The following is a 26,079-nucleotide window of genomic DNA, read 5'->3' as shown; positions in this document are numbered from 1 at the left end:
CATTATTACCGATCCTATCCACTTGTCGAATACAAACATCATCAAAATAGCCCATCATCCCTGAGAATATGTCGCTCAGCCTGACGACGGGTAAAACCGCTGCGATCAAAGAATTCCAATATCTGAATAGCCAGTTTACGGCCAATACCCAGTTCATCACGAAAATCAGCAGCAGTGATCCCACCATGATTTTGATCAAACTTACGGATAAGTTCTGCGAATTGCTGAATTCGTTGGCTACAATAATAGCGATCATGAACAACAGCCGTAATATGTCCCAATTGCGCCGCTTTTTTCAATAAACTGCGAATTGTCACCTCTTCTTCCTCTAAATCAGCAGCCAAATCACGTACCCACCAAGGATCATCTGCGAAATAGGGTACTATTCGCTGCCACAGTTTTTCCTGTTCGTCACTAAAAGCCAAACCATGTTCAGGAAGAAATAACCAACCACGCGCTTGTTCCAATTGTCCATGATCAAGCAATACATCGATTAGACCATAAACCAGCGCTTCATTTAATGTTGGTAAAGCCATCCGTTTTAAACGTGCTTTCCCCAAACCCAGTTGATCAGCATGCTGCTGATGATATTCAGCCAAAACCTGTAATAGTTTCTGTTCTGCCAGCTCAGCATGACGCTGTGATAACACCATACCATCAGCAATCATCACATCCATATTAGCTATTAGCTGATTGAGAGTCTCTTCCGTTAACTGACGCGCCCAGGAAAAATGGTTAAGGGAAAAAGCCCCGCGTGATAAATGGAGTACTAAATTAGCAGCATGATCCGAGGCTCTGGCAAGCAGAGTGAGCCAATGCAAAAACTCTGGCTGACGCTTACCACGGCGAGGAGAATGTAAGTTTATCACTCGTACGCCAGCCAGCGTTCTTCTGGCGCTAATATCACGCAATATCAATCGGTCGTTCTCAACCAGCCACAATGGACTATCCAGTACCAATTCAGCCAACAAAGGCTTATCAGAAAGCTGATTGAGTAATGAAATCCGGCCAGTGATATGGCTGGCAGCATGATGAATATGAAGAGATTGCCAGTTTTGCAAAGGCTCATCAGCTTCTAGTTCTACCAGCACCTTTTCCACATTATCAAAGGGCTGTTGGGAAAGTAGCCAATCACCACGGGAAATCTGTTCCTTACTCATATCACCGGCAATATTCAATGCAATACGCTGCCCGGCCTGAGCCGTATCTGTCTGTTGATTCTGAGCATGCAGACCACGTACCCTGACTGACTTATCACAGCCAGTCAGCCAAAGGCTATCCCCCACACTGACCTTGCCGGCCAATGCCGTTCCCGTTACCACCAGACCCGCGCCTTTTACACTGAAAGCGCGATCTATCGCCAGACGAAAACGCTGATTCAATTTTTCATGCGGTCTGTTTTGTTGGTGTAACTGCAACAAATGCTGCCGCAGAAGGGCAATACTGTCTTCATCCGTGGTAGCTGTAATAAACAAAGGGGAATCAATCCAACCCTGAGTTGTCAGTTCATATTCAATCTGTTGGCGCACTTCAACTACCCGCGGCGCTGCCACCCGATCGGCCTTAGTGAGTACAACTGTCATTACAGAACAGCCAATCAAACGCAGAATTGCCAAATGCTCTTTGGTTTGCGCCATGACGCCATCGTCACAGGCAACCACTAGCAAAACATGATCGATACCCCCGATCCCTGCCAGCATATTGGCAAGAAATTTTTCATGTCCGGGTACATCAACAAAACCAACCGAAGACCCATCTGGTTGTGGCCAATAGGCATAACCTAGATCAATGGTCATACCTCGCTTTTTCTCTTCCGGCAAATGTGCCGTATTAACACCGGTAATCGCTTGAATCAGTGTCGTTTTACCATGGTCAACATGACCTGCAGTGGCAAAAATCATATGAGAGTTTCAGAAAATTATGATAGTTCCAGAAAACTAAAGTAATAGTGCCTGCAACAACGCGTTTCCGTCTTCAAGGCAACGTAAATCCAACCACAAACGTCCTTCCGAAATACGGCCAATAACCGGTTTCGCCAATCTACGCCAGTGCTGGGCCAACTGTTCCAGAGTCCGGCCCTGACCATCAATGGCAGTAAAAGTCAAAGCCCAACCAGGCAAAAGATCGACCGGCAGTGAACCACTGCCAATCTGTGAATAACATGGCTCATCACGAACAATAAACTGGTCACCGTAATATGCCTGAATCTGAGGTAATAACTGTTGTGCCAAATCATACATTTCTTGCTGTGAACGCGTTAACAAACGTAACGTTGGCAGCTGATAGCAAAGTTGTTCAGGGCATTGATACAATCGCAATGTAGCTTCCAAAGCAGCCAGAGTCATTTTATCTGCCCGCAAAGCGCGTTTCAGTGGATGACACTGGATGGCTTCTATCCACTGTTTCTTACCAAGGATAATGCCAGCCTGCGGCCCCCCCAGTAATTTATCACCAGAAAAAGTGACCAGATCGATGCCCTGATTCAGATAGTCCTGAGGCATAGGTTCGGCGGGCAAGCCATATTGAACCATATCGATCATGGAACCACTACCCAAATCAATAGCAGTAGGAATTTGGGATTTAACACCCAGTTTCGCCAGTTCACGACCGGAAACTTCCGCAGTAAAACCTTCAATGCGGTAATTACTCGTATGAACTTTCATCAGAAGAGCGGTTTCTTCATTGATAGCCTGTTGATAATCTTTCAAGTGAGTACGATTAGTAGTACCGACTTCAATCAACCGGCATCCCGCCTGAACCATCACATCAGGAACACGGAATGCTCCACCAATTTCCACCAACTCACCACGGGAAACCACAACCTGCTTACCGGATGCCACAGTTGCTAACAATAACAACACAGCCGCTGCATTGTTATTAACGACACAGGCATCTTCTGCCCCAGTTAATTCACACAATAAATTCGCTAAAGCACGATCACGGTGCCCCCGCCCGGCACCATCGAGGGAATATTCCAGCGTTACCGGTGAACGCATCACTTGTGTTACCGCTTCAATAGCCGATTCTGCCATTAATGCCCGACCAAAGTTGGTATGAAGTACCGTGCCACTCAGGTTAAACACTGGCTTTAAGGACAAAATTTGTCTTTGTTCCAATTGCTGACCAAGTGCCGCCGCCCAGTTATCACACCAATCAGGCAGTGTCTGATGCTGCCTGATATTTGTTCTGGCCTGTTCCTGCATTTTTCTTAACGTTGCCGTTACCAGCGTTTGTCCATATTGTTCCACGAATAACGCTATCCGTGGCTCATGCAACAGACGATCAATGGCTGGAAGCTGGCTATACAACGGACTCAATTTTTGTGTCATGGCAACTCCATCCGTTAGCAGTTACTCATGCGGAAACAGGAATGGATTGATACTACTGCGGGCAAACCCCTCCTCTTCCATTTTGGCATCAAGGATTAACGAAGCCAGATCATCAGCAACAGCCTCAACTTTTGGATCTTTTTCCTGATAGAGGATTTTCAGATAACTGCCACAATCACCGCAGCTTTCCGCTTTCACTGCAGCCTGTTCACTATTCAGTGACCAATAATTGAGATCGCGGGTCTGTTCACAGTTACTACACTTCACCCGAACCACATGCCATTCACTTTCACACAAACTACAATGCAGATAACGCAACCCGCTGGTGGTTCCAATCTGCACAACACTGGAAACCGGCATACTGCCGCAAACAGGACAGAACTGGCGATGTTCACCATATTCTGCCCGCGCCTTTCCTGGGATTTGATTGGCCATTTGTGTCCAATACAAGGACAGTGCCGCCCAGATAAATAGTGCTTTTTCAGGGCTGACCTTACTAAATTCATTTTTCAGTAAAGCATCAGCCATCTGTTCCAGTTCCTGTGCCGATGCTTTTTCCAGATTATTCAAAGCTACACTGATATGTTCCGGTGCATCAGGCAGTAATTCTGCTATCAGAGCGTAAAGCAATTTTTGCCAGTGCTCAGTACGTGGGAACATCTTACAATCCAAGGGTGGTTTACCCTCAGCGGCAGACTTTTCCAGAATATCTGCCATCTCTATTTTCAGCGGATTGTCATGTAACGCTTTTTGCTGGGCCTGCACAACATCTGCGATAAAACTAAGATAGTCCGCAAATGGATTATCTACAGCCAGTTGTTTCAGACGCTCAGCACGACGTTGATAGAGGTTTTTCAGATTAACAAAAAGCAGCGGCGGGATATAATCTGCTGCTTTTTCATTGACACTCTCTTTACTCAATTGCTCTTTAGGAACGATGCGAATACTCATTAAGTTCTATCTTCCTGTTATCTGTTATGCGGCTTTTCGGTTAATAATAATCCTAAGCCTGTTTTTAGCGTTCAGCATAGATCAAAAGTAGGCTTTGAGCCACAGGGAGAATATAGAAATTACAGTACGAATTTAGGTTAAAATACTGAAAATTATGTGCTGGATGGTAGTGAATATATTCAATAAACACCTGTATCTCCCCAGGATTTATCATTTTTCATTTTTTCACAAATAATTTTTCAAAAAAATATTTTACTACGCCATATTATTTCATTTAACTTTCAAGAATATTTAAAATAGTTAATTGTGATCTCCGTCATTTCTTTTTATTGAATTTAATATAGTCTACCAGTTGATAATTTACTTATAGAAGTGCATCTATCCAGGTTAACTAAACCGTTGTCAAAGGAGAAAATAATCTTCATCACCTGAATGAGGAAATATATTAAAACTAATAATCACATTTTGGTCGAAATATTTTTACAAGATATTCAATAGCATTCTGTAATCTACAGAAAACACTCATTTCTTTATAATCATATACCCTATGGATTTCAAGATGCATCGCGGCGGCAAGGGAGCGAATCCCCGGGAACATAGATAACTATGTGACCGGGGTGAGTGAGCGCAGCCAACAAAGAAGCAACTTGAAAGATGACGGGTATAAAGGATAATTCAATGCTAGCCGAACTTATTAGATCATATAGAAAATCAGCAGCAATCTATGCTCTTGTTAAAACCGGATTATCTGTTCATCTTAAAGATGGGATCTATGTAGGTATAAGTGAACTTTCCCATAAATGCGGTATTGATAATTCTCGCCTTAGTCGATTATGTGATTTCTTAATTGAAATCGGGGTATTAGTTAACAACAACCATGGCGTTACCCTTTCTGATGAATGCAAGGCACTTGCAGATCCTAACAGTTTGGAATCATTATTAGTAAAACATGAAGTTAGTTCATATAACTGGAATTCTTGGTTAATGTACCCGGAATCCTTACTGCAAAATGATCATAAATCAGCATTCGAAATAGCGCATGGTCAGCCATTCTTCGAGTATATAAGTAATCATGAATCATTAAAATCAAATTTCGATTCTTTAATGTCAAGAAACTCGGACAAATTAGCTAAAAAGTTACTTGAAACTTATGATTTCAACAAACATAACAGAATACTAGATCTTGGCGGAGGAGAAGGAAATCTTCTGATTAAAATCAATGAAAAGGTAAAAGGAAAACATTATGCCGTATTAGACAGATATAATGAAATTCCTGTTTCAGAAAATATGGAATTTATAAATGGAGATTTTCTGAAATCAGTTCCATCTGGTTATGATCTATATATTTTAAAGAATGTCATCCATAATTGGTCTGATAATGATTCAATATCAATTTTGAAGAATTGCCGGAAAGCGATGGATGATGATGCAACGATATTATTGATAACCATAATGAAAAAACCCCTGTCTCCTATAGTTAATATAGCTAAATCTATGGATATATTCATGGATGTGTTACTTTTAGGGAAAGAACGTTATTTAACTGAGTTCGATTATTTGGCTGACCAGGCAGGACTCATCATTCAAGATACTCAAGATTTAGATGAATCATTTTCATTTATTAAACTAGGGGTAAAATAAATCATAGTAATTAAACATTATCTCCTCAGATAATTATCTGGATATTCCAATAAAGAGAAATATATACATAAAACATGGTATCAGAATATCTGACACCATGTTTTTTATATTTCCTAACCATAGAGATATTCACAATAAAAAACAAATCTAATTTTAAGTAAATTGTGATTGTATTTTCTTTTACTTGATCTAAACACAATCTCTGCCATAAAACTAAAATCTGCAATAAACTATCACTCTAGTAATTTCAAGGAAAAATAAATACATCAAGTTATTTTGTGTTTTTTTAAGATCATAAAAATAATTAATTGTGATCTTTATCATTTATTTTCATCAAATTTAGTACAGTCTGACGGTTAATCGTCTACTTTTATAAATGCCTCATTAAGATTAACTAAACAATTACCCAAGGAGCATTTAATCTTCATTAGCCTGATTAGGAAAATATATCAAAGTTAATAATTATATTTTAATCAAGACATACGACAAAGATATCTAAGATATATACTCAAGACACTTCAAAGTGCATGTTTGAAAAACGATTATGTTGTTGAATTTAAATATTTTTACGTCTGACGGCTCAAGCATTTTGAAGTTCATTCGGTATATACCCAATAGATTTCAAGATGCATCGCGACGGCAAGGGAGCGAATCCCCGGGAGCATAGATAACTATATGACTGGGGTGAGTGAGTGCAGCCAACAAAGAGGCAACTTGAAAGATAACAGGTATATTACCTATATTATTCATAATCACAAAGGATAACTCCATGATAGTCGACCTTATAATACCCTATAAAAAATCAGCCGCGGTCTACGCTTTTATTAACACAGGTTTATCTGTTCACTTTAAAAATGGCGTCTACGTAGATATAGACGAACTTTCCCGTAAATGTAATATTAATAATTCTCGCCTTAGTCGATTATGTGATTTCTTAATTGAAGTAGGAATATTAGTTGGCAATAACCGTAAAGTCGCCCTTTATGATAAGTACAGCGCACTTGCCGATCCTGAAAGTATAGAGTCATTAATGATAAAATGGGTACTTAGCCCAGATTGCTGGAACGCCTGGTCAATGTACTCAAAATCCTTACTTGAAGATAATGGTAAATCAGCATTTGAAATCACACATGGAAAACCATTCTTTGAATATTTAAATAGTAACAAATTGCTCAGATCAAACTTTGACGCTTCAATGTCAAAAACCTCCGACAAAATAGTTAAAAAACTACTTGATATTTATAATTTTAGCAAACAAAACAGGATATTAGATGTTGGCGGTGGAGAAGGAAATCTGCTGATAAAAATTAGTGAAAAAGTAAAAGGAAAACATTACACCGTATTGGACAAATATAATGAAATTCCTGTTTCAGAAAATATAGATTTTATAGATGGTGATTTTCTAAAATCAATTCCATCAGGTTATGATTTACATATTTTAAAGCATATTATCCATAATTGGTCTGATGACGATTCAATATTAATTCTGGAGAATTGCCGAAAAGCTATTGATAATAATGCAACTATTTTATTAATAGGCTTCGTAAAGAAACCAAGCTCCAGGATAGTTAACTCTCTTGATATATTAATGGATGTAATATTATCAGGAAAAGAACGCACCTTAGAAGAATTCGAGTATTTGGCTAACCAAGCCGGGCTTGCCATTAGGGATACTAAAGATATAGATGAAGATCATGCCATTATAGAACTAGGTATAAAATAAAGTATAAAGAATCATGAATCTCTATAAAAGATAACAATACGGATGTTACTGAAAAAAACATATAACGAATAAAAAATTTGGCATCAAAATTTGATGCCAAATTTAATTTTAATTAGAAAAGAAAACGTATAGCCAGGTAAAATCGTGCTTCCATTAAATTAAATTTATTAATAAACAACCAGAATAAAATATATTCACTAGCAATAATCCCATTTAAATTATATTATTATAGTGATCAATGCATCATTTTAAGAATATACTATTGATATTGATATTGATATTGATATTGATATTGATATTGATATTAAAATAGAAAATGATCTGGGTTTATATATCAATGGCAATAATCTAATTGACGGAAAGACGGCGTTTATAATATCCCCGCCAAATCTGAATAGCCAAGGTTTAAATTTTTCCTTAACGTTAAAAAGATTAATAAAACAATCAAAAAATGCTTTAATTTTGAACCAAAAAATAGCAGATATTGATGATATGGAATGGGACAAATCAGCACAACACCTATTTGTTCATCAATTAGGTGTCCCTACACTGCCTTTAAGTCTGCTAGGTTACGGTTGTAAATTTTCACATATGATGAGTGATTTCTCGAAAAATAATAATCACCCACTAATGTTAAAACCAAATGGTTCAGGAATGGGATTCGGTATTATAAAATCAGATAATTTCCAACAAAGTATTAGCACTGCTGAACTTATTTCAACATCCAATCTTATTTATAATATTACTCCTTATATTGAAGGTGTTGTTGATGTAAGGTTATTTTTTATAAAAAAAGAATTAGTTTTCATAAAAACCCGATCCCCCGTAGAAAATGGATATCTTGGAAATATAACATTCGGAGGAAAACAAGTTATTTATGAAACAAGAGAAATTAATGAAAGATTTTTCAAAGATTTTGGAGAATCAACTGCTAAAGAAATAATCAAGAACAGTGAAATTATCATGAATAACTCTGGGGCTGATATAATTTCTATTGATTGGTTAGTTAAAGAAAATCAATTCTATTTCAATGAAATGTGTTCAGCCGAAACAGGATTAACAAAACTTCCAGAGAATATTGCCTTGAAAGTATTTGGCACTATATCTTCTTATATAAAAGATAAACTATGTTAAAGTATAAAATAGTTACGCTATATTCTTTAGTATTTTTCTTTGAGTTTGCTTTTTTCTGCTCATTGCCAATTCTTTCCTCAGAGAAAAATCTATCAGCAAAAGCAATATCAGGAATGCTGTCATTCGCTGTTATACTTGAATGTATCTTAATGCTGACAATTACAAATAAATTAAACACACTCAGTAAAGGATGGATATTTTTAATATCCTGTCTATTAAGGGCTATTTCCTTCTCATTTTTAATTCTATTCTCTGGATTATATTCTTGGCTATTATTTTTTTCAACATTAGCAATATCAAAAGCAATTGCAAAACCATTTACTCGTGATCTCTTGTCTGAAATAATACCTAAAAGAAAACTAAAAAAAGCATTTTACAATTATTCATTCTCACAGAATGCGGCTATTGTATTAGCCCCTATAGCTGGAGCATATTTTGCGAATAATAATTATAAGAATACTTTCTTTACCACTATTATAATTATTAGTTTATTTTTTGCGTTTATATGCTTCTTTACATGGAAGAAAAAAAGTAAAAAAATTAAAATTCAGAATAGTATAACCAGACCTAAAAATTTGGGTTCATCCTCATTTTTATTTTTGCTTTTTAGTTCATTTTTTTCCTTTTCATTGATGGGAATATTTATAACAGCAACTACCCTGGCAAATAGAATCAACAATTTTTTCAATGATTATGTAGGATTATTCTTTACCATCGTTGGATTAGTTGTTTGTCTCTGGCAGTTAATTTTTTCCAAATTATTTGATTTTTCTGAGAGCATTATCAAATATACATTAATATTATTATCTTTAATTTCAGCGACCTATTTTTCTGGGGGTGTAACCATAGCAATAATAGCACTAATTGCATATAGTATTTTTGAAGCCATAATAATCCCTGAAATTTATTCAACTTCATCAAATATAGTCAATAAAGAAAAATCTAGTATGGCATTCAGTTTACTATTAGTTATGGCAAATATTGGAGAGGCAGTTGGGTCAACATCAATTGGATTTATTGTTGATCTTTTTGATTATCGCTCTGGTTATTTAATCAATTTCTTTATACTTTTATTCTCTTTATTATCTGTCATAACTTTAATTATTAGCAAAAAGTTAGGGGTAAAATATAATGTTATCAACTGATAGTGGTATATATTTTTCAACAGGTGGTACAACGTCTAAAGGAAAAAATGTTTTTCATTCCTGGTCACAATTTAATTTCGTTAATCAAATTGCTGCTATGAAAATAAAACCTTATTTTGATAAATTAGCGGTAAAAAAAGTTGCCAATTGTTTAACATCAGGTAACCTATGGGGTGGTTTCTTATTTGGTCATGAAATATGTCGATACAATAATATATCTTCTTTCCCATTCTGCTCCCATGTTGACCATGATACTTTACTCAATTACATTAATGAATATGATATAGATACGTTATTTTGTCTTCCTAGCTTTGCTGCAAAATTATATTTTGAATGCAATGACAATCGTTTATTTAAGATAAAAAATATATTTTATCTCGGTGAGAAATTCAGTGAATATAATAGAAATAAGATAAAACTAAAAGCACCAGATATTACAATAATCCCTTTAGCATATACGACTCAAGAAACAGGTGTGATAGGATATCAATGTCCAAATTGTAACGATGACAATTATCATTTATTTGAACACATCGATGTTGACCTAAATTCTGGCTCTAAAGAAATCTTAGTATCAGTAAACTATCCAGACGGAAAAAAAGTCGATAAACATAATACTGGAGATATAGGTGAACTATCTAAACTTATCTGCCAATGCGGATTCTCAGGAACCAATATAATATTAAAAGGTAGGAATAACCACTCCTCAGTAATCTTAGGTACAACAATATCTATAGATGAATTCATTGAATGTATTTCTTCATCCTTAAACAACTCTTATTCTGTAGACCCAGACAGCTTACAAATTATTAGCTTAGAAAACGTAAATGGCACCATTTCTGTTTTTGTTATTATATTGTTAGAGTTATTTCATATGATAGATAATTGGAATAAGTGTTTACACAACTCTACATTAATAAGTGAAATAATTAATGATTCGGCATCGTTCACAGTGATTGGATGCAGCTATAAAGATTTCTTACTCACAAAAATATCAGAAAAGAAAAAGCACTTTCATATAACTCACAATAATAGTCAACTTACAAAGTTAAAAGCTGAAAATACTTTTATAGAATTGAAAAAATAATTTAAATAAAAAACGCTTTTCCTCTATACCCAATAGATTTCAAGATGCATCGCGACGGCAAGGGAGCGAACCCCCGGGAGCATAGATAACTATGTGACCGGTGTGAGTAAGTGCAGCCAACAAAGAGGCAACTTGAAAGATAACAGGTATATTATTCATCCAGGCAGGATATCCCCCACCTGGATGATATTTTAACGCCTCTCTTCCTGTCGTTCTCGTGTCACCACTTCACGATACCAACGAGGATGATGTTTCCTTGCCCAACCACGAGTTACCCAACCTTCAACCATTGATCGGATAGAACCTTTCACCCAAAATGCAGCATAAGCATGGACAATAATGGTCAGAATCAAACCAATAGCTGACATTGAATGAACCAAAAGAGCAATGCGAATCATTGGAATAGAGAAGAAATCAGCGAAATATGGCCGCCAGATAATAATGCCACTGACGGCTAGCAATATCAGGCAAACACTAATAGACCAATAAATAGCTTTCTGACCCAAGTTGTACTGACCAATGTCGCCAACTTCCTCATTTTTCAAAATTTTATTGATATTCTTCAGCCATACTATGTCGTCTTTGTCGATAAAGTTATGTTTGAAATATCTAAAGAACATAAAGATAAACAAAACAAACATCACTGAACCGACAAACGGATGCAAAATCCGTGATAATTGCGGAGTACCGAAGATATTCATCAACCAATTAAAAGAGGGGAAAAAGAATCCCAATCCGCTGATAGCAGTAAACAGAAAGCAGAGTACTACCGCCCAATGGTTTACCCTCTCAATTGGTGAGTGACGGATAATAATATCCTTCCTCTTTTTCATCTCTATTCCTCCCCATTGACTGATTTCTGTGAGGATTCTGCATCACGACGCGCCTCTTCCTCGTCTTCGTCAGTCACTCGGTTCGGACCAATCCCCACATAATGGAAAAGACTGGCAGCGAATGTCGCAGCAAATCCCACCGCTGCCAGAGGTTTCCAAATACCTTTCCAGAAAGTGACTGCCGGGCTGATAGAGGGATTGTCCGGCAGGCCATGATACAGCTGTGGTTTATTAGCATGGTGCAACACATACATCACATGAGTGCCACCAACACCGTCAGGATCGTATAGACCAGCGTTATCATAACCACGGCCTTTTAACTCAGTAACCCGTTCAGCAGCCAAATCTTTCATCGCTTTTTTGCTGCCAAAATGGATAGCACCGGTCGGACACGTTTTCACACAAGCGGGTTCCTGACCGACAGCAACACGGTCAACACACAAAGTACATTTATATACCCGGTTGTCTTCTTTATTGATACGCGGCACATTGAACGGACAGCCCGCAATACAATAACCACAGCCAATACAGTGTTCCGACTGGAAATCGACAATCCCGTTTGCGTATTGAATGATTGCACCTTCTGCCGGACACGCCTTCAAACACCCCGGATCAGCACAATGCATACAACCATCCTTACGGATCAGCCATTCCAGCTTGCCGTTCTCTTCCACTTCAGAAAAGCGCATCACGGTCCATGATTTAGCGGTCAAATCAGCCGGGTTATCATAAACACCAACGTTATAACCAATTTCATCACGGATATCGTTCCATTCGGAACAAGCCACCTGACAGGCTTTACAACCGATACATGTTGTTACATCAATCAGCTTCGCCACTTCTTGCTGGTTATCCCGTACTCGTGGCGCAGGAGTGAAAGTGTGAGTAGCAGAGCGACGAATGATGTCTTGAGTTTGCAACGACATAATTTTTCCTCCTTACACCTTTTCCACATTAACCAGGAACGCTTTAAACTCAGGCGTTTGTGTATTTGCATCACCAACAAATGGTGTCAACGTATTGGCAATAAAGCCTTTCTTCGCTGCCCCTTCAAATCCCCAATGAATTGGAATACCAATCGTGTCCACTTCACGACCCTGTACATTCAGCGTTCGAATACGTTTGGTTACAACTGCTTTCGCTTTGATATAGCCACGATTAGAGCTCACCTTGACGGTATCACCATGTTTGATACCTTTCTTCTCCGCCAATTTTTCACCAATTTCCACAAACTGCTCAGGCTGAATAATCGAGTTCAGCAATGCATGTTTCGTCCAATAGTGAAAATGTTCTGTCAGGCGGTAAGTCGTTCCTACATAAGGGAATTTATCGGGTTTACCCATGGCCTCAAAATCGCTTTTGAACACCCGGGCAGCCGGGTTAGAAACCACATTCGGGTGCAGTGGATTAGTGCCTAACGGCGTTTCAAAGGGTTCGTAGTGTTCAGGAAACGGCCCTTCCGCCATTTTATCAATAGCGAACAAGCGCCCCATCCCTTCCGGCTGCATGATAAACGGACCAACCTCTGTTTCCGGTGCAGCCACGCTGTAATCAGGAATATCAGCTCCACTCCATTTAGCTCCGTTCCACGTCAATAGCTGGCGTTTCAGATCCCACGGTTTACCCTGCGGATCAGCTGATGCACGGTTATATAAAATACGCCGATTTAGCGGCCAGGCCCACGCCCAGCCCAGCGTATTCCCCAAACCTGACGGGTCAGAGTTATCACGACGAGCCATCTGGTTACCCTCCGGCGTCCAGCTCCCGGTAAAGATCCAACAACCACTAGCCGTCGTGCCGTCATCACGTAACTGGGCAAAAGAAGTCAACTGCTGGCCTTGCTTCACAATGACATTGCCATCAGCATCAATTAGATCAATCAATGCCCGGCCATTGCTCTCCTGAGCCACTTCTTCCGAGGTAGGACTATCCGGGTTGAAGTAATCCCAAGTCATATTCAGTACTTGCTCAGGTAATGCGCCTCCCTCTGCACGATACATATCCCGCATACGTTTGAAGATACCAGAAAGAATTTCTGCATCACCGATAGCTTCTCCCGGAGCATCAGCACCCTTCCAGTGCCATTGCAACCAGCGACCAGAATTAACAATCGAACCGTTTTCCTCTGCAAAACAGCAACACGGTAGACGGAAAACTTCTGTTTGAATTTTAGCTGAATCAACTTGATTAAATTCACCGTGGTTCTGCCAGAAAGTTGACGTTTCAGTATTAAGTGGATCAATAGTGATTAAGAATTTCAGCTTCGACAGGGCATCAACCACTTTGTTTTTATCCGGGAATGAAGCAACTGGGTTAAAGCCCTGACAGATATAGCCATTCACCTCACCTTTCGACATCATTTCGAAAAATTGCAGGACGTCATAACTTTTGTCCCATTTCGGCAACCAGTCAAAACCCCAGTCATTATCTTTGCGGGCATTGTCGCCGTAAAAACTCTTCATCAGACTGATAAAGAATTTCGGATAGTTACCCCAGTAGTTAACCTGACCCGGCAACATGGGCTTTGGCGTATTTGCCTGTAAGTAAGTTTGCAAATCGGCTTGTTTTTCTGACGGCAATGTCAGGTATCCCGGCAAACTCTGTGACAACAACCCCAAATCAGTCAATCCCTGAATATTCGAGTGACCACGCAATGCGTTAACACCTCCACCAGCCATACCCATGTTACCCAACAGAAGCTGGATCATTGCCATAGTACGGATGTTCTGTGCACCAACCGAGTGCTGAGTCCAACCCAATGCGTATAGGAAGGAGGCTGTCTTGTCCTTAACGCAAGTCTCTGCAATATATTCACAGACTTTCAGGAAATCCTCTTTTGGCGTACCACAAATATTACTGACGACATCGGGCGTATAACGGCTAACGTGCTCTTTCAACAGATTCCATACACAACGTGGGTGACTTAGTGTGATATCACGTTGAGCAAAGCCGTTTTCATCCAGTGCATAATTCCAACTGGTTTTGTCGTATTGACGTTTTTCTGTGTCATAACCACTGAATAAGCCATCATCGAACGCATAGTCTTCACGCACGATAAGACTGGCATTGGTATACGCTTCAACATATTCGCGGTTAATCTTTTCATTGGTTAGTAGGTATAAAATCACACCTAATAGGAAAGCAATATCAGTACCGGAACGGATCGGAGTATAGAAATCCGCCACGGATGCTGTACGGGTAAAGCGTGGATCGATCACGATTAACTTTGCGTTATTATGAATTTTCGCTTCCATTGCCCAACGGAACCCCACAGGATGCGCTTCCGCGGCATTTCCTCCCATAACGACGATCAGATTCGCGTTCTTTATATCAACCCAGTGGTTGGTCATCGCACCGCGACCAAATGTTGGAGCAAGACTTGCTACCGTTGGTCCGTGTCAGACACGCGCCTGGTTGTCTACGGCAAGCATGCCGAGAGCGCGACTAAATTTTTGGGTTAAATAGCCGGTTTCATTACTGGAGGCAGATGCACACAACATACCGGTCGTCAGCCAGCGATTAACGGTAACACCTTCCTGGTTGGTTTTAACGAAATTGGCATCCCGATCTGCTTTCATTAATTTAGAGATGCGATCAAATGCCTCATCCCAAGTGATACGTTGCCATTTGTCAGAACCAGCAGCACGATATTCAGGATATTTCAGGCGACTTTCGCTGTGGATAAAATCAACCAAACCAGCCCCTTTAGGACAAAGGGCGCCTCGATTTACCGGATGATCAGGATCGCCTTCAATATGGAAAATACTCTCTTTGGCGTTTTTTTCGCCATCGCCAAGGCTGTACATCAACAATCCACAACCGACAGAACAGTACGTACAGGTATTCCGGGTTTCACGCGCACGCAATAGTTTATAGCTACGTGTTTGTGCAAGAGCTACGGTTGGAGCAAAGCCCAACGCGGCCACCGTCGTACCTGCCATACCGCCAGCGCAGATCTTAAAGAACTGCCTTCTGCTGACTTGCATGGGGATCTCCTCACTCACATTGTGTTAAACATACGTCCATTCCCTCACGGGAAAAATCCTGCATGTGTCTTCTTTTATTAACCACTTTCCGTAGCGTGATCAGATTCATTACCTGATAAATAGTATAGACTCTTTTTTCCACTTATTATTATGTAACAAGACTATTAGGTTATTCGTCTAATGCATAACACAAGATCAGAGAAATTGTTACAACTTGGGGTAACTGAGGGCATAAAACAAGCGAACGTGCAACACAAGCATCACCTCAATACATCAAAAGCGGATTGGGTAGCCGAAGAAGTTCCTGTTGCCTTAGTCTACAACGGCATCTCTCATGTTGTGATGATGGCCAGTCCCAAAGATCTCGAATATTTCGCTATTGGGTTTTCACTTTCTGAAAGCATTATTGAATCTCAACAAGAAATTCGTGGCATTGACACTATTGTCAATTGTCATGGTGGAATTGAGTTGCAAATAGAGCTTTCCAGCCGTCGTTTTGCTGGTTTGAAAGAGCGCAGACGCAATATGGCTGGACGGACGGGCTGCGGGATCTGTGGTACAGAGCAACTTTCTGATATTTTCCGCCCGATTACGCCACTACCTTTCACCCAAACTTTTTCATTAAGCCATCTCGACTATGCCCTTTCCCAATTAAGCAATATTCAGGATATCGGTGCACTAACCGGATGTACCCATGTAGCCAGCTGGATCAACCCAGAAGGTAAGTTATTGGGTGGCTGTGAGGACGTAGGCCGTCATGTTGCGTTGGACAAAATGCTGGGAATGAAAGCCAAAACAGGCTGGCAGCAAGGTGCCTCTTTAGTATCCAGCCGCGCTAGCTATGAAATGGTACAAAAATCTGCTGTCTGTGGTATTGAGATTCTATTTGCTGTTTCAGCAGCAACTTCATTGGCGATAGAAGTCGCTGAACGATGTAATCTGACACTAGTTGGTTTTTGCAAACCCGGGAGGGCGACGGTTTATACCCATTCTGAAAGATTAATAAATTAATCATCCAGGTTATAAGACATCCACAAATTGGGTTCAGTGTAATAGCCCATTTGCTGCTGTACATCCACTACCAACGGTACTAATCCACCAGGAATAACATATTGTCCACTTTGCGGGAATTGCATTTCTGTCCATTCTTGCCATTTATCAAGCGTGGCGTATATATACATTGAATGCATGGCCGGTTGAATAATTCTCGCCCCCAACCACCAATGTGCTCGTATCCATGGCTAATAGCTGAATTATATAAAGAAATTTTATTTTCACAATAAATTGTCTATATTATTTTATTCCTCTCTGATTGCTTACACAAATTATTTAACCAAATGACTTAGCACTCAATTTTATAATACACAAATCATTATATTTTACTAAAAGAACCAAAGCGAACTTCTCTCAACACAATTTAATTGATTTTCTTAGCTAGATAACTGATCATGTTGTTTATTCTTGCTTTACAATAAGACATTAATAATTATATGAAATTTATATTTTTAACGGATATTCACGGAATTTCAGAACACGCAAAAATAATCGCACAACATTTAGGTCATGATGTGTCATTCATTTCTCCCTACGAAAAAGAGAATGAAACTCCAAATGATAAAGACGAAGTATACAAATATTTTCATAGTGTGTCCTCAATAGAGAAATACACATGTAAAGTGAGGAGCACTCTTGCATATATCAATTCTCCTGTGATATTGGTTGGATTCAGTATCGGTGCTACAGTGGCATGGCGACTTTCAGAAGATAGACATTTGCCAGTTCAGAATACAATTTGCATCTTTGGCTCACGTATCCGCGATTACTTGGATGTGGAACCAGTAAAATCGACATCATTGTTTTTCTCCAACGATGAAAAATACTTTATCGACAAATTAGAGCCTTCCGACAAGATAACTATAGAACTGGTAGATTGTGCCCACTCTGAAATATCAAAACCCGATGATGGTTGCAATATTGCTGCTGAATTAATCAATAAAGCACTGGGGCATTAATATTCCCTTCTCCCCCAGAATAATATTACAGAGCATCTCACGAGTATTTAACCGTGAACGTTCACGGTTTGACCTATCCTTGTTTGTTATATAGAATCCCGTGAATGATCACGGTAACACCAATTAAGGTATAAACATGGACGCAACAGCAACACAACGTCAGAGCAGGAGAATAGAACGCCTCAAGGCCGAAGGTATTACACGATCAACCGTGCTTGTACATGAAGAATGCCGTTCAGCATTAGACTCTCTCAGATCACACTTTGTTGATCCAGAAAAAGCAGCCACACTTGCCTCATTGGTAAATAAACTGCATACCAAATCAAAACCTACCAATGTAGCTCAGGTTCGCCATTTAAGCCCATTCCGCTATCCAGGCGGTAAAACCTGGCTCGTACCGGAAATTCGCCAGTGGTTGAAGACCGCAAAACATACGCCATCTGTATTTGTGGAGCCATTTGCAGGTGGCGCGATTAGTGGCCTCAGTATGGCCGCCGAAGGGCTGGCTAAAAGAGTTTTTTTATGTGAACTAGACGATGACGTAGCCGCCGTATGGGAAACTGTTTTTCATGGTTCTGATGATGACGTGGCCGAACTTTCCAAGAAGATTACCAGCTTTGATGTGACACTGGAGAACGTCAAGGCTGTACTTGACAATAAACCTCGCTCTACCAAAAATCGCGCATTTCGAACTATCATCAAGAATCGGATGCAACGCGGCGGCATCATGGCAGCCGGTGCCGGGTTGGTTAAAGAAGGGGAAGCCGGAAAAGGGCTTAAATCACGCTGGTATCCCGAAACGCTAGCAACCCGTATCAAGCTACTGCGAACACTAAAAGATAGTATAGAGTTCGAGCAAGGAGACGCCTTTAATGTTGTGCGCCGTTTTGCCGATGATCCAAATGCATTTTTCTTTATTGATCCACCTTATACTGCCGGAGGCAAGAAAGCAGGATCCAGGCTTTACACCCACAACGAAGTTGACCACGAAGGGCTATTTGCCCTTATGGCTAACGTGCGTGGTTCAGTGATGATGACTTACGATGATGCCCCGGAAGTACGCGAGCTGGCCGAACGTTACGGGTTCAGAATTGAACGTGTTCCCATGAAGAATACGCACCATGCAATTATCTATGAGCTGCTTATTATGAAGCCTTAAATACCTTATTTGCCCGCGATTTATCATCAATGACTTGCTTCAAATTGCGGGTAAAATCTGCCTTACTCAATGGTTCAGTAGCATTAAGCGCCCGCCGCGAGCTTTCCAGGGTTGTATAAATAACCTCACTAGCCGTCATATTCAACGATTCGTCATAGTCAACAACAAACCATACCACATCCGAGTTATCCCGTTTTTCCTGGTCATTTCTGGCGCGAGGATAAGCGTCTGTCAGTGCATTCATGTTGCTATAGAAATATCGATCTATAACCACAACAACCTTTTTGCCCCAGTTCCTCAGTACCGGCACTTTAACATCTAACTGCGGTGATAGCCGCTTTGGGCCACTGCTGCGATAATCAGGTCGCCGACGACCGACTGGGAACAATACTGGAGCAGGAGCCTTGGCATAGGCATCAAACTCAGGTCGCATCTTATCACCAGAAAAATACAGGGCTTGGGTCTCTATCGCACACCATTCCAGTTCCCCAACTTCCATTGTGGCTGGATTAACTATGATCCAGTCAATACGTCCAGCTTTCTTACCATCACCTTCATCATCAGATACCGTTGCATCAGCAATAGAGCCGGAAATCTTACGAAGAAACGGAGTTTCCTTGATTATAGTAGGGTTTTTGATATCCAGCATCTTTTCAGCGATCCAGACAAACGGGGTTTTCTCATGGTCTAGCGTTTGTAAGAACCGTGATGGGCAGACCGTTACTACCTTGTCACCCGGCACTGGGACACCGACACCATCCGGTCCAGAAGCATAGCGGCGAATACTACACACTCCGCTGGCCTTGTTGCACCGGGCATTAGGTACCAAGCTAGAGAGAAATGGGCAAATCGGCGCATTAGATATGTCGCCAGTAGCATCCTGAATCGCTGCAAGCTGCCCGAAGCTTTGGCGTTCCTCTGGTGTCATTGCGGTCATGTCGTTGCCGAACCACTCGGCTATCCCATAGCGAGGGATCGGAGCGCGGGCCATGTGCATACTTCCTCAGTTAATTGTGCTACAAAATTTCCTATATTATCTTGTGATTACGATCAAAGCGACTCTCTGAGGCTTATTATCAGAAGAGCCTCGAATAAATAAATATCTGCCAGATCTCACACCATCATTTCCCAATACAAAAACTCGAAAAAATCCTTCCAAGCAAATCATCGGAAGTGAATTCACCCGTGATCTCACTCAATGTTTGTTGTGCCAAACGCAGCTCTTCTGCCAACAATTCACCTGAGCGGGCGACCACCAGTTGTCCATGGCCTTGTTGTAAATGCTCTGCTGCGGTATTTAATGCCTGTAAATGACGACGACGAGCCAGAAAACCACCTTCCGTATTGCTATTGAAACCCATAGTTTCCTTTAGATGATCGCGTAGCAAATCGATTCCTTCACCACTGCGAGCAGACAAGCGGATTAGCGAGTAACCACTCACTTCAGTAATACTCGTCTCTTCATTGGTCATATCTGTTTTATTACGGACAACAGTGATAGGAAGTGATGCCGGCAAACGAGCTATAAATTCAGGCCAGATTTCTACAGGCTCAATCGCATCAGTTGTCGTACTGTCTACCATAAACAGTACACGATCAGCCTGTTCAATTTCCTGCCACGCACGTTCAATGCCAATACGCTCCACTTCATCACTGGCTTCACGCAAACCCGCAGTATCAATGATATGCAATGGCATACCATCAATATGGATATGTTCACGCAACACATCACGGGTTGTACCCGCAATATCGGTAACGATCGCCGCTTCACGACCTGCCAATGCATTAAGCAGGCTCGATTTCCCAGCATTAGGCCGGCCAGCGATAACAACTTTCATCCCTTCACGTAAAAGGCTGCCTTGGCGAGCCTGAGAACGTACACGATCAAGTTCAGCAATGACGTTATCCAGACTGGCTTCAATTTTCCCATCAGAAAGGAAGTCGATCTCTTCGTCAGGAAAATCAATCGCAGCTTCTACATAGATTCGCAAGTGAGTAAGTGCTTCCACCATCTGATGAACCTGGGTAGAAAATGCGCCCTGTAAGGAATTTATCGCTGAACGGGCCGCCTGCTCCGAACTAGCATCAATCAGGTCAGCAATGGCCTCCGCCTGAGCCAGATCCAGCTTGTCATTAAGAAAAGCACGTTCAGAAAACTCACCAGGATTAGCAATGCGTACACCGGGCAGAGTCAGAATGCGTTTCAACAGTAAATCAAGAATAACGGGTCCGCCGTGCCCCTGAAGCTCCAGTACATCTTCTCCAGTAAAGGAATTAGGTCCCGGAAAGTAAATCGCAATTCCCTGATCGAGTACCCGATTATCTACATCACGAAATGGCAGATAATCTGCATAACGGGGCTTGGGTAACTTACCTAATACCACCTCAGCCACTTGTGCGGCTTTCGGGCCAGAAACACGTAAGATACCAACACCACCCCGTCCTGGTGGGGTAGCCTGAGCGACTATCGTATCGGTGGTATTCATGGTTATCTTCCTTTTACTTTTTAGCTCAATTTTTACTTTTAACTCAAATAGTTAAGGCGGCCAATGACCGCCTTTTATGTTACAACTACCAGGATGAATACTGGTTGAAGTTATTTTTATTTCGCTGGCTTCTTCTCGCGGCTATGCAAACCACGTTTTTCCAACCCACGATAAATCAGCTGTTGCTGAATAATTGTCACCAAGTTACTGACGATATAGTACAGAACCAAACCTGACGGGAACCACAAGAAGAAGATGGTGAACATGACAGGCATGTAGGTCATAATCTTCTGCTGCATCGGATCAGTGATGGTCGTCGGAGACATTTTCTGGATAACGAACATCGTCACACCCATTAACAACGGCAGGATGTAATAAGGATCTTGTGCAGACAAGTCATTGATCCAGCCTGCGAATGGCGCATGACGCAATTCAACAGAACCCATCAACATGTAATACAGAGCAAGGAAAATTGGCATCTGGATCAACAGAGGCAAACAACCTCCTAGCGGGTTCACTTTCTCTGCTTTATACAGCGCCATCATTTCCTGACTCATGCGCTGTTTATCATCACCAATACGCTCACGCATAGCCGCTAACTTAGGCTGCAACAGACGCATTTTCGCCATTGAGGTGTACTGCGCCTTGGTCAACGGGTACATGATACCACGCACGATAAAGGTAATAACGATAATGGAGAAGCCCCAGTTACCAATAAAACCATGCAGGAATTTCAGCAGCTTAAATAATGGCTGAGAGATAAACCATAACCAACCATAATCCACCGACAGATCCAGATGAGGTGCTACGGCAGCCATTTCATCTTGAATTTCTGGACCAACCCACAGTGTAGAAGAAACCGTTTTTTCACTATTAGCTGCAACAGAAATTGGTGCACTCTTATAACCAATCGCAGCCATCCCTTTACCTAACGCCGTAGTATAGAAAGTGCTGGTTTCATTAGCTGAAGGAATCCATGCCGTAGCAAAATATTGCTGCAACATGGCAACCCAACCGCCTTTAGTCGTTACAGACAAGGGTTCACTTTCAATATCGCTGAAGCTATGTTTTTTATATTTGTTATCGTCTGAAGAATAAGCCGCACCACGGTAAGTATGCAGCGCAAAGTTACTGCTACCCGTATCACGATGTTTTGGCAGTTCAACATTCTGTTTCAATTGACCAAAGAAGGTCATCTGTAATGGCTTTTCTGTTGTGTTGTGAATACGATAATCTACATTAATCGCATATTCACCACGTTTCAGGACAAATGTTTTAACATAAACAACGCCATCTTTAGCGACGAAATTCATCGGGATACGTAATTCATCCTGCCCACTAGCCAATACATAACTATCATGTGCGGTGGTATACAGCGGGCGCTCACTATTCGTCGGGTTATCCGGGCCATCTCTACCAGTTAATCCACTTTGCGCCTGGTAAGTGAAAGCAGGTGTTGTCTCCAGCAATTTGAATGGCTGGCTAGAACCTAAGGTATCAGGGTAGGCTAATAAATCAGCCTCTTCGATATCACCGCCACGGGTGTTGATGGTCAAAGAGAGCACATCAGTTTTAACCGTGATCAGTTTACCTTTCCCGCTGCCTGGCACTGCCTGATTCTCACCACTCGGCATATCCGTTTGTTGCGTGGCCTGTACTGTCGTTGGTTGCGGATTTTTATCTGCTTCCCATGCTTGCCAGACCAAGAAAGAAACGAACAGCAAAGCGATGAGAAGAAGATTGCGTTGCGAATCCATCGTTAGTGTTCTCTATTATCGTTGTTTTTTTTAGGTGGGACGGGATCATCACCACCTTCGTGTAAAGGGTGGCATTTTAATACGCGTTTCACTGTTAACCAACCGCCTTTTATCATTCCAAATCTGTTCAATGCCTCAATGCCATATTGAGAACATGTAGGATTAAAACGACAACGGGGTCCCAGCAGTGGGCTTATCACCAACTGATATCCACGGATTAATCCGATCAGGAGGCGCGAACCAAGCGACAGTGACGACGCCATAATTTACCCAAAGCTTCCGTTAATTCACGGTTATCAAGTTCAGCAACCCCTTTCCTAACCAATACCACAAAATCCATAGGAGGCAAACTATGTTGGTTTAAACGGAAACTTTCACGGGCCAACCGTTTAATTCGGTTACGCTCATGAGCACGTTTAACATTTTTCTTGGCTATGGTAAGACCGATGCGGGGATGCCCCAGCTCATTAAGGCGACCAAGGATAGTAATCTCTGGTGAACTTGCCCGTTGGGGTTGCTGGAAAACATAAGTGAAATGCTTGGGAGTTAACAAGCGTAACTCCCTCGGAAAAGCGAGCGTAACCACTAGATGGTTAGCTTTATTACTTAGAAACGGTCAAACGAGTACGGCCTTTTGCACGACGGCGAGCCAGAACCTGACGACCATTTTTAGTGGCCATACGAGAGCGGAAGCCGTGAGAACGGTTACGCTTCAGTACGGACGGTTGGAAAGTGCGTTTCATAGCGATTTCTACCTAACTTAAAATTATTACTGATTCAGTAAACGCGTTAGCAGCCAGTGAGAAGAAGTAGACACTGACGCCTCAATCGCAACATCAATATAAAAGAAGCGGGATTGTAATAAAATGTACAGCTATGAGTCAATTAAACATGACACAAGCTGACCGGCTTTTCTACTGAGTTGAATGTTTACCGACAACCTGCCCGTGCTTACACAGGAACCTCTCACCAACCACTACCGGCAAAAAACTCTGGCAATGCACGCAGGGTCCAGTATTATACGGACTGCTCAGTAAAGCGCAATGATCACCGCCTGATCTTCATTCTCTGTTATGATCCTTGGTTCAATTTTATCTTAAATAGCGGCTTATCCTCGACCCTTGTTTAATCTATGCCATGACTACATTAAAGTGCCTTAACAACCCTTTATTTCACAGGTAATTTTTCCCTGTGGATAAAAAGCGCTTAAACTGTGTAAAAGAATGAAGATCTGTAGCGCCTTTTGCGCTATGATCCCGCGTCATGATCCATGATCTTATCTACGGATCATTGGGGAGCGATAACATTAAAAATCGCCTCAAGCATGACAATTGATCCTTCCTTACCCTGAAGGAATCGTTGTTTTGAACCCAATACAATATAATGAGCTAACCACTCCGATTTCTTTAATTGTTAATTGGCCTTGTTTTAGGGGAGTCCGCCGTGTCACTTTCGCTTTGGCAGCAATGTCTTGCCCGATTGCAGGATGAATTACCTGCCACAGAATTCAGTATGTGGATACGCCCCCTTCAGGCAGAGTTAAGTGGTAACACTTTGGCACTTTATGCTCCTAACCGGTTTGTTTTGGATTGGGTCAGAGAAAAATATATCAACAATATCAATGGATTGTTGAATGACTTTTGTGGAGCAGAAGTACCGTTATTACGTTTCGAAGTTGGCAATAAACCTGTTTCACAAAGCGATAGCCCGCCGCAAAGGGTTGTTGCTCATGCACCGGTTACACCTGCACCACAGAACACATCAATACGTCCCAGTTGGGATAATACGGCGGTACAACCAGAACTGTCCTACCGCTCTAACGTTAATCCAAAACATACTTTTGACAACTTTGTTGAAGGTAAATCCAACCAGCTTGCCCGCGCTGCCGCAAGACAGGTAGCAGATAACCCCGGTGGCGCCTATAACCCACTGTTTCTCTATGGTGGTACTGGCTTGGGTAAAACCCACCTGTTACACGCTGTCGGTAACAGTATTATGGCACGTAAAGCAAATGCCAAAGTGGTTTATATGCATTCTGAACGTTTTGTCCAGGATATGGTCAAAGCATTACAAAACAATGCAATAGAAGACTTCAAACGCTATTACCGCTCTGTCGATGCATTGCTGATCGATGATATTCAGTTTTTTGCCAATAAAGAACGTTCTCAGGAAGAATTCTTTCATACGTTCAACGCATTACTGGAAGGTAATCAACAGATCATTCTGACATCAGATCGCTATCCAAAAGAGATAAATGGAGTAGAAGATCGGTTAAAATCCCGTTTTGGCTGGGGTTTAACCGTCGCTATTGAGCCACCTGAATTGGAAACTCGTGTCGCTATTTTGATGAAAAAAGCCGACGAAAACGAAATTCAGTTACCAGGAGAAGTCGCTTTCTTTATCGCTAAACGCCTGCGTTCTAATGTCCGTGAACTCGAAGGTGCATTAAACAGGGTAATAGCCAATGCCAATTTTACCGGTCGAGCGATTACTATTGATTTTGTACGTGAGGCATTACGTGACTTGTTAGCACTACAGGAAAAACTGGTTACTATTGATAATATTCAGAAAACAGTCGCTGAATATTATAAGATCAAGGTGGCCGATTTACTTTCCAAACGGCGTTCTCGCTCCGTTGCCCGTCCAAGGCAAATGGCAATGGCGCTGGCAAAAGAGTTAACCAATCACAGCTTGCCTGAAATCGGGGATGCCTTTGGTGGACGTGACCATACAACTGTGCTGCATGCTTGTCGTAAAATAGAACAACTGCGCGAAGAAAGTCACGACATCAAAGAGGATTTTTCTAACTTAATCAGAACATTGTCTTCCTAGCGCT

General features: G+C 41.2%; 22 protein-coding genes. 9 read left to right on the top strand and 13 right to left on the bottom strand.

Features of this window, described 5'->3' with window-relative positions; translation table 11 throughout:
• Positions 1 to 41: 41 nt before the first annotated feature.
• Genes selB through fdhE form a run of 3 tightly spaced genes read right to left on the bottom strand, consistent with a single transcriptional unit; the run spans position 42 to position 4,280 of the window.
• Positions 42 to 1,901 carry a selenocysteine-specific translation elongation factor gene (gene selB / locus BO26_RS06230; RefSeq protein ID WP_036770004.1) on the bottom strand — a complete coding sequence of 620 codons (1,860 nt, stop codon included), beginning with the start codon at positions 1,899 to 1,901 and terminating at the stop codon, positions 42 to 44.
• Positions 1,902 to 1,937: 36 nt separating this feature from the next.
• On the bottom strand, positions 1,938 to 3,329 hold the full coding sequence (gene selA, locus BO26_RS06225) for an L-seryl-tRNA(Sec) selenium transferase (protein WP_036770003.1): 1,392 nt from the start codon (positions 3,327 to 3,329) through the stop codon (positions 1,938 to 1,940).
• A gap of 21 nt (positions 3,330 to 3,350) precedes the next feature.
• Complete coding sequence (fdhE, locus tag BO26_RS06220; protein WP_036770001.1) at positions 3,351 to 4,280, bottom strand: formate dehydrogenase accessory protein FdhE; 930 nt, start codon at positions 4,278 to 4,280, stop codon at positions 3,351 to 3,353.
• 678 nt (positions 4,281 to 4,958) lie between these two features.
• Between fdhE and BO26_RS06215 the strand changes: the two genes are divergently transcribed.
• From BO26_RS06215 to BO26_RS06195, 5 genes are all read left to right on the top strand, one after another.
• A complete protein-coding gene (locus tag BO26_RS06215; RefSeq protein ID WP_036769999.1) occupies positions 4,959 to 5,921 on the top strand; it encodes a methyltransferase in 963 nt (320 codons plus the stop codon).
• 769 nt (positions 5,922 to 6,690) lie between these two features.
• Complete coding sequence (locus BO26_RS06210) at positions 6,691 to 7,644, top strand: methyltransferase (RefSeq protein ID WP_036769998.1); 954 nt, start codon at positions 6,691 to 6,693, stop codon at positions 7,642 to 7,644.
• Between the two features lie 492 nt (positions 7,645 to 8,136).
• Complete coding sequence (locus tag BO26_RS06205) at positions 8,137 to 8,778, top strand: ATP-grasp domain-containing protein (RefSeq protein ID WP_036769996.1); 642 nt, start codon at positions 8,137 to 8,139, stop codon at positions 8,776 to 8,778.
• A complete protein-coding gene (locus BO26_RS06200; protein ID WP_072023225.1) occupies positions 8,772 to 9,923 on the top strand; it encodes an MFS transporter in 1,152 nt (383 codons plus the stop codon). Before BO26_RS06205 ends, BO26_RS06200 begins: the two co-directional genes overlap by 7 nt.
• Positions 9,910 to 11,010, top strand: a complete 1,101-nt coding sequence (locus tag BO26_RS06195) for an acyl-CoA synthetase family protein (protein ID WP_036769993.1) — start codon at positions 9,910 to 9,912, stop codon at positions 11,008 to 11,010. The genes BO26_RS06200 and BO26_RS06195 overlap by 14 nt, the downstream gene beginning before the upstream one ends.
• A gap of 191 nt (positions 11,011 to 11,201) precedes the next feature.
• On the opposite strand, the gene fdoI is transcribed toward BO26_RS06195, so the two are convergent.
• Genes fdoI through fdnG form a run of 3 tightly spaced genes read right to left on the bottom strand, consistent with a single transcriptional unit; the run spans position 11,202 to position 15,829 of the window.
• Entirely contained in the window at positions 11,202 to 11,843 is a 642-nt protein-coding gene (gene fdoI, locus BO26_RS06190; protein WP_036769989.1) for a formate dehydrogenase cytochrome b556 subunit, read from the bottom strand.
• 2 nt (positions 11,844 to 11,845) lie between these two features.
• Positions 11,846 to 12,769, bottom strand: a complete 924-nt coding sequence (fdxH, locus tag BO26_RS06185; RefSeq protein ID WP_036769986.1) for a formate dehydrogenase subunit beta — start codon at positions 12,767 to 12,769, stop codon at positions 11,846 to 11,848.
• Between the two features lie 12 nt (positions 12,770 to 12,781).
• On the bottom strand, positions 12,782 to 15,829 hold the full coding sequence (fdnG, locus tag BO26_RS06180; protein WP_157835528.1) for a formate dehydrogenase-N subunit alpha: 3,048 nt from the start codon (positions 15,827 to 15,829) through the stop codon (positions 12,782 to 12,784).
• A gap of 180 nt (positions 15,830 to 16,009) precedes the next feature.
• On the opposite strand from fdnG, the gene fdhD reads away from it, so the two are divergent.
• A complete protein-coding gene (gene fdhD / locus BO26_RS06170; RefSeq protein WP_036769977.1) occupies positions 16,010 to 16,840 on the top strand; it encodes a formate dehydrogenase accessory sulfurtransferase FdhD in 831 nt (276 codons plus the stop codon).
• Here fdhD and BO26_RS22680 read toward each other — a convergent pair.
• Positions 16,837 to 17,010 (bottom strand): hypothetical protein, encoded by a 174-nt coding sequence (locus BO26_RS22680; protein WP_201771253.1) that lies wholly within the window; start codon positions 17,008 to 17,010, stop codon positions 16,837 to 16,839. The two genes, fdhD and BO26_RS22680, sit on opposite strands and share 4 nt — an antisense overlap.
• A gap of 309 nt (positions 17,011 to 17,319) precedes the next feature.
• Between BO26_RS22680 and BO26_RS21520 the strand changes: the two genes are divergently transcribed.
• Both BO26_RS21520 and BO26_RS06160 read left to right on the top strand, forming a co-directional pair.
• The gene (locus BO26_RS21520; protein WP_051690893.1) at positions 17,320 to 17,841 is read left to right on the top strand and encodes a hypothetical protein; all 522 of its coding nucleotides are present in this window, start codon (positions 17,320 to 17,322) and stop codon (positions 17,839 to 17,841) included.
• Between the two features lie 211 nt (positions 17,842 to 18,052).
• Complete coding sequence (locus BO26_RS06160) at positions 18,053 to 19,000, top strand: DNA adenine methylase (RefSeq protein ID WP_236637353.1); 948 nt, start codon at positions 18,053 to 18,055, stop codon at positions 18,998 to 19,000.
• Here BO26_RS06160 and BO26_RS21515 read toward each other — a convergent pair.
• From BO26_RS21515 to rpmH, 6 genes are all read right to left on the bottom strand, one after another.
• Positions 18,987 to 19,991, bottom strand: a complete 1,005-nt coding sequence (locus tag BO26_RS21515; protein WP_051690892.1) for a NotI family restriction endonuclease — start codon at positions 19,989 to 19,991, stop codon at positions 18,987 to 18,989. The genes BO26_RS06160 and BO26_RS21515 overlap by 14 nt on opposite strands.
• Before the next feature lie 130 nt (positions 19,992 to 20,121).
• Entirely contained in the window at positions 20,122 to 21,486 is a 1,365-nt protein-coding gene (mnmE, locus tag BO26_RS06150; protein ID WP_036769974.1) for a tRNA uridine-5-carboxymethylaminomethyl(34) synthesis GTPase MnmE, read from the bottom strand.
• Positions 21,487 to 21,602: 116 nt separating this feature from the next.
• The gene (yidC, locus tag BO26_RS06145) at positions 21,603 to 23,243 is read right to left on the bottom strand and encodes a membrane protein insertase YidC (RefSeq protein WP_036769967.1); all 1,641 of its coding nucleotides are present in this window, start codon (positions 23,241 to 23,243) and stop codon (positions 21,603 to 21,605) included.
• Between the two features lie 2 nt (positions 23,244 to 23,245).
• Positions 23,246 to 23,506 (bottom strand): membrane protein insertion efficiency factor YidD, encoded by a 261-nt coding sequence (yidD, locus tag BO26_RS06140; RefSeq protein ID WP_015836463.1) that lies wholly within the window; start codon positions 23,504 to 23,506, stop codon positions 23,246 to 23,248.
• The gene (rnpA, locus tag BO26_RS06135; RefSeq protein ID WP_015836464.1) at positions 23,470 to 23,829 is read right to left on the bottom strand and encodes a ribonuclease P protein component; all 360 of its coding nucleotides are present in this window, start codon (positions 23,827 to 23,829) and stop codon (positions 23,470 to 23,472) included. The genes yidD and rnpA overlap by 37 nt, the downstream gene beginning before the upstream one ends.
• A gap of 16 nt (positions 23,830 to 23,845) precedes the next feature.
• Entirely contained in the window at positions 23,846 to 23,986 is a 141-nt protein-coding gene (gene rpmH / locus BO26_RS06130) for a 50S ribosomal protein L34 (protein ID WP_036769962.1), read from the bottom strand.
• 700 nt (positions 23,987 to 24,686) lie between these two features.
• On the opposite strand from rpmH, the gene dnaA reads away from it, so the two are divergent.
• The gene (gene dnaA, locus BO26_RS06125; RefSeq protein WP_036769959.1) at positions 24,687 to 26,075 is read left to right on the top strand and encodes a chromosomal replication initiator protein DnaA; all 1,389 of its coding nucleotides are present in this window, start codon (positions 24,687 to 24,689) and stop codon (positions 26,073 to 26,075) included.
• The last annotated feature ends 4 nt before the right edge of the window (positions 26,076 to 26,079 follow it).

It is taken from the genome of Photorhabdus australis DSM 17609 (assembly GCF_000711895.1).
GTDB lineage: Bacteria > Pseudomonadota > Gammaproteobacteria > Enterobacterales > Enterobacteriaceae > Photorhabdus > Photorhabdus australis.
Note: the sequence above shows the minus strand (reverse complement) of the source record. Positions and strands in the feature narration are given on the sequence as shown.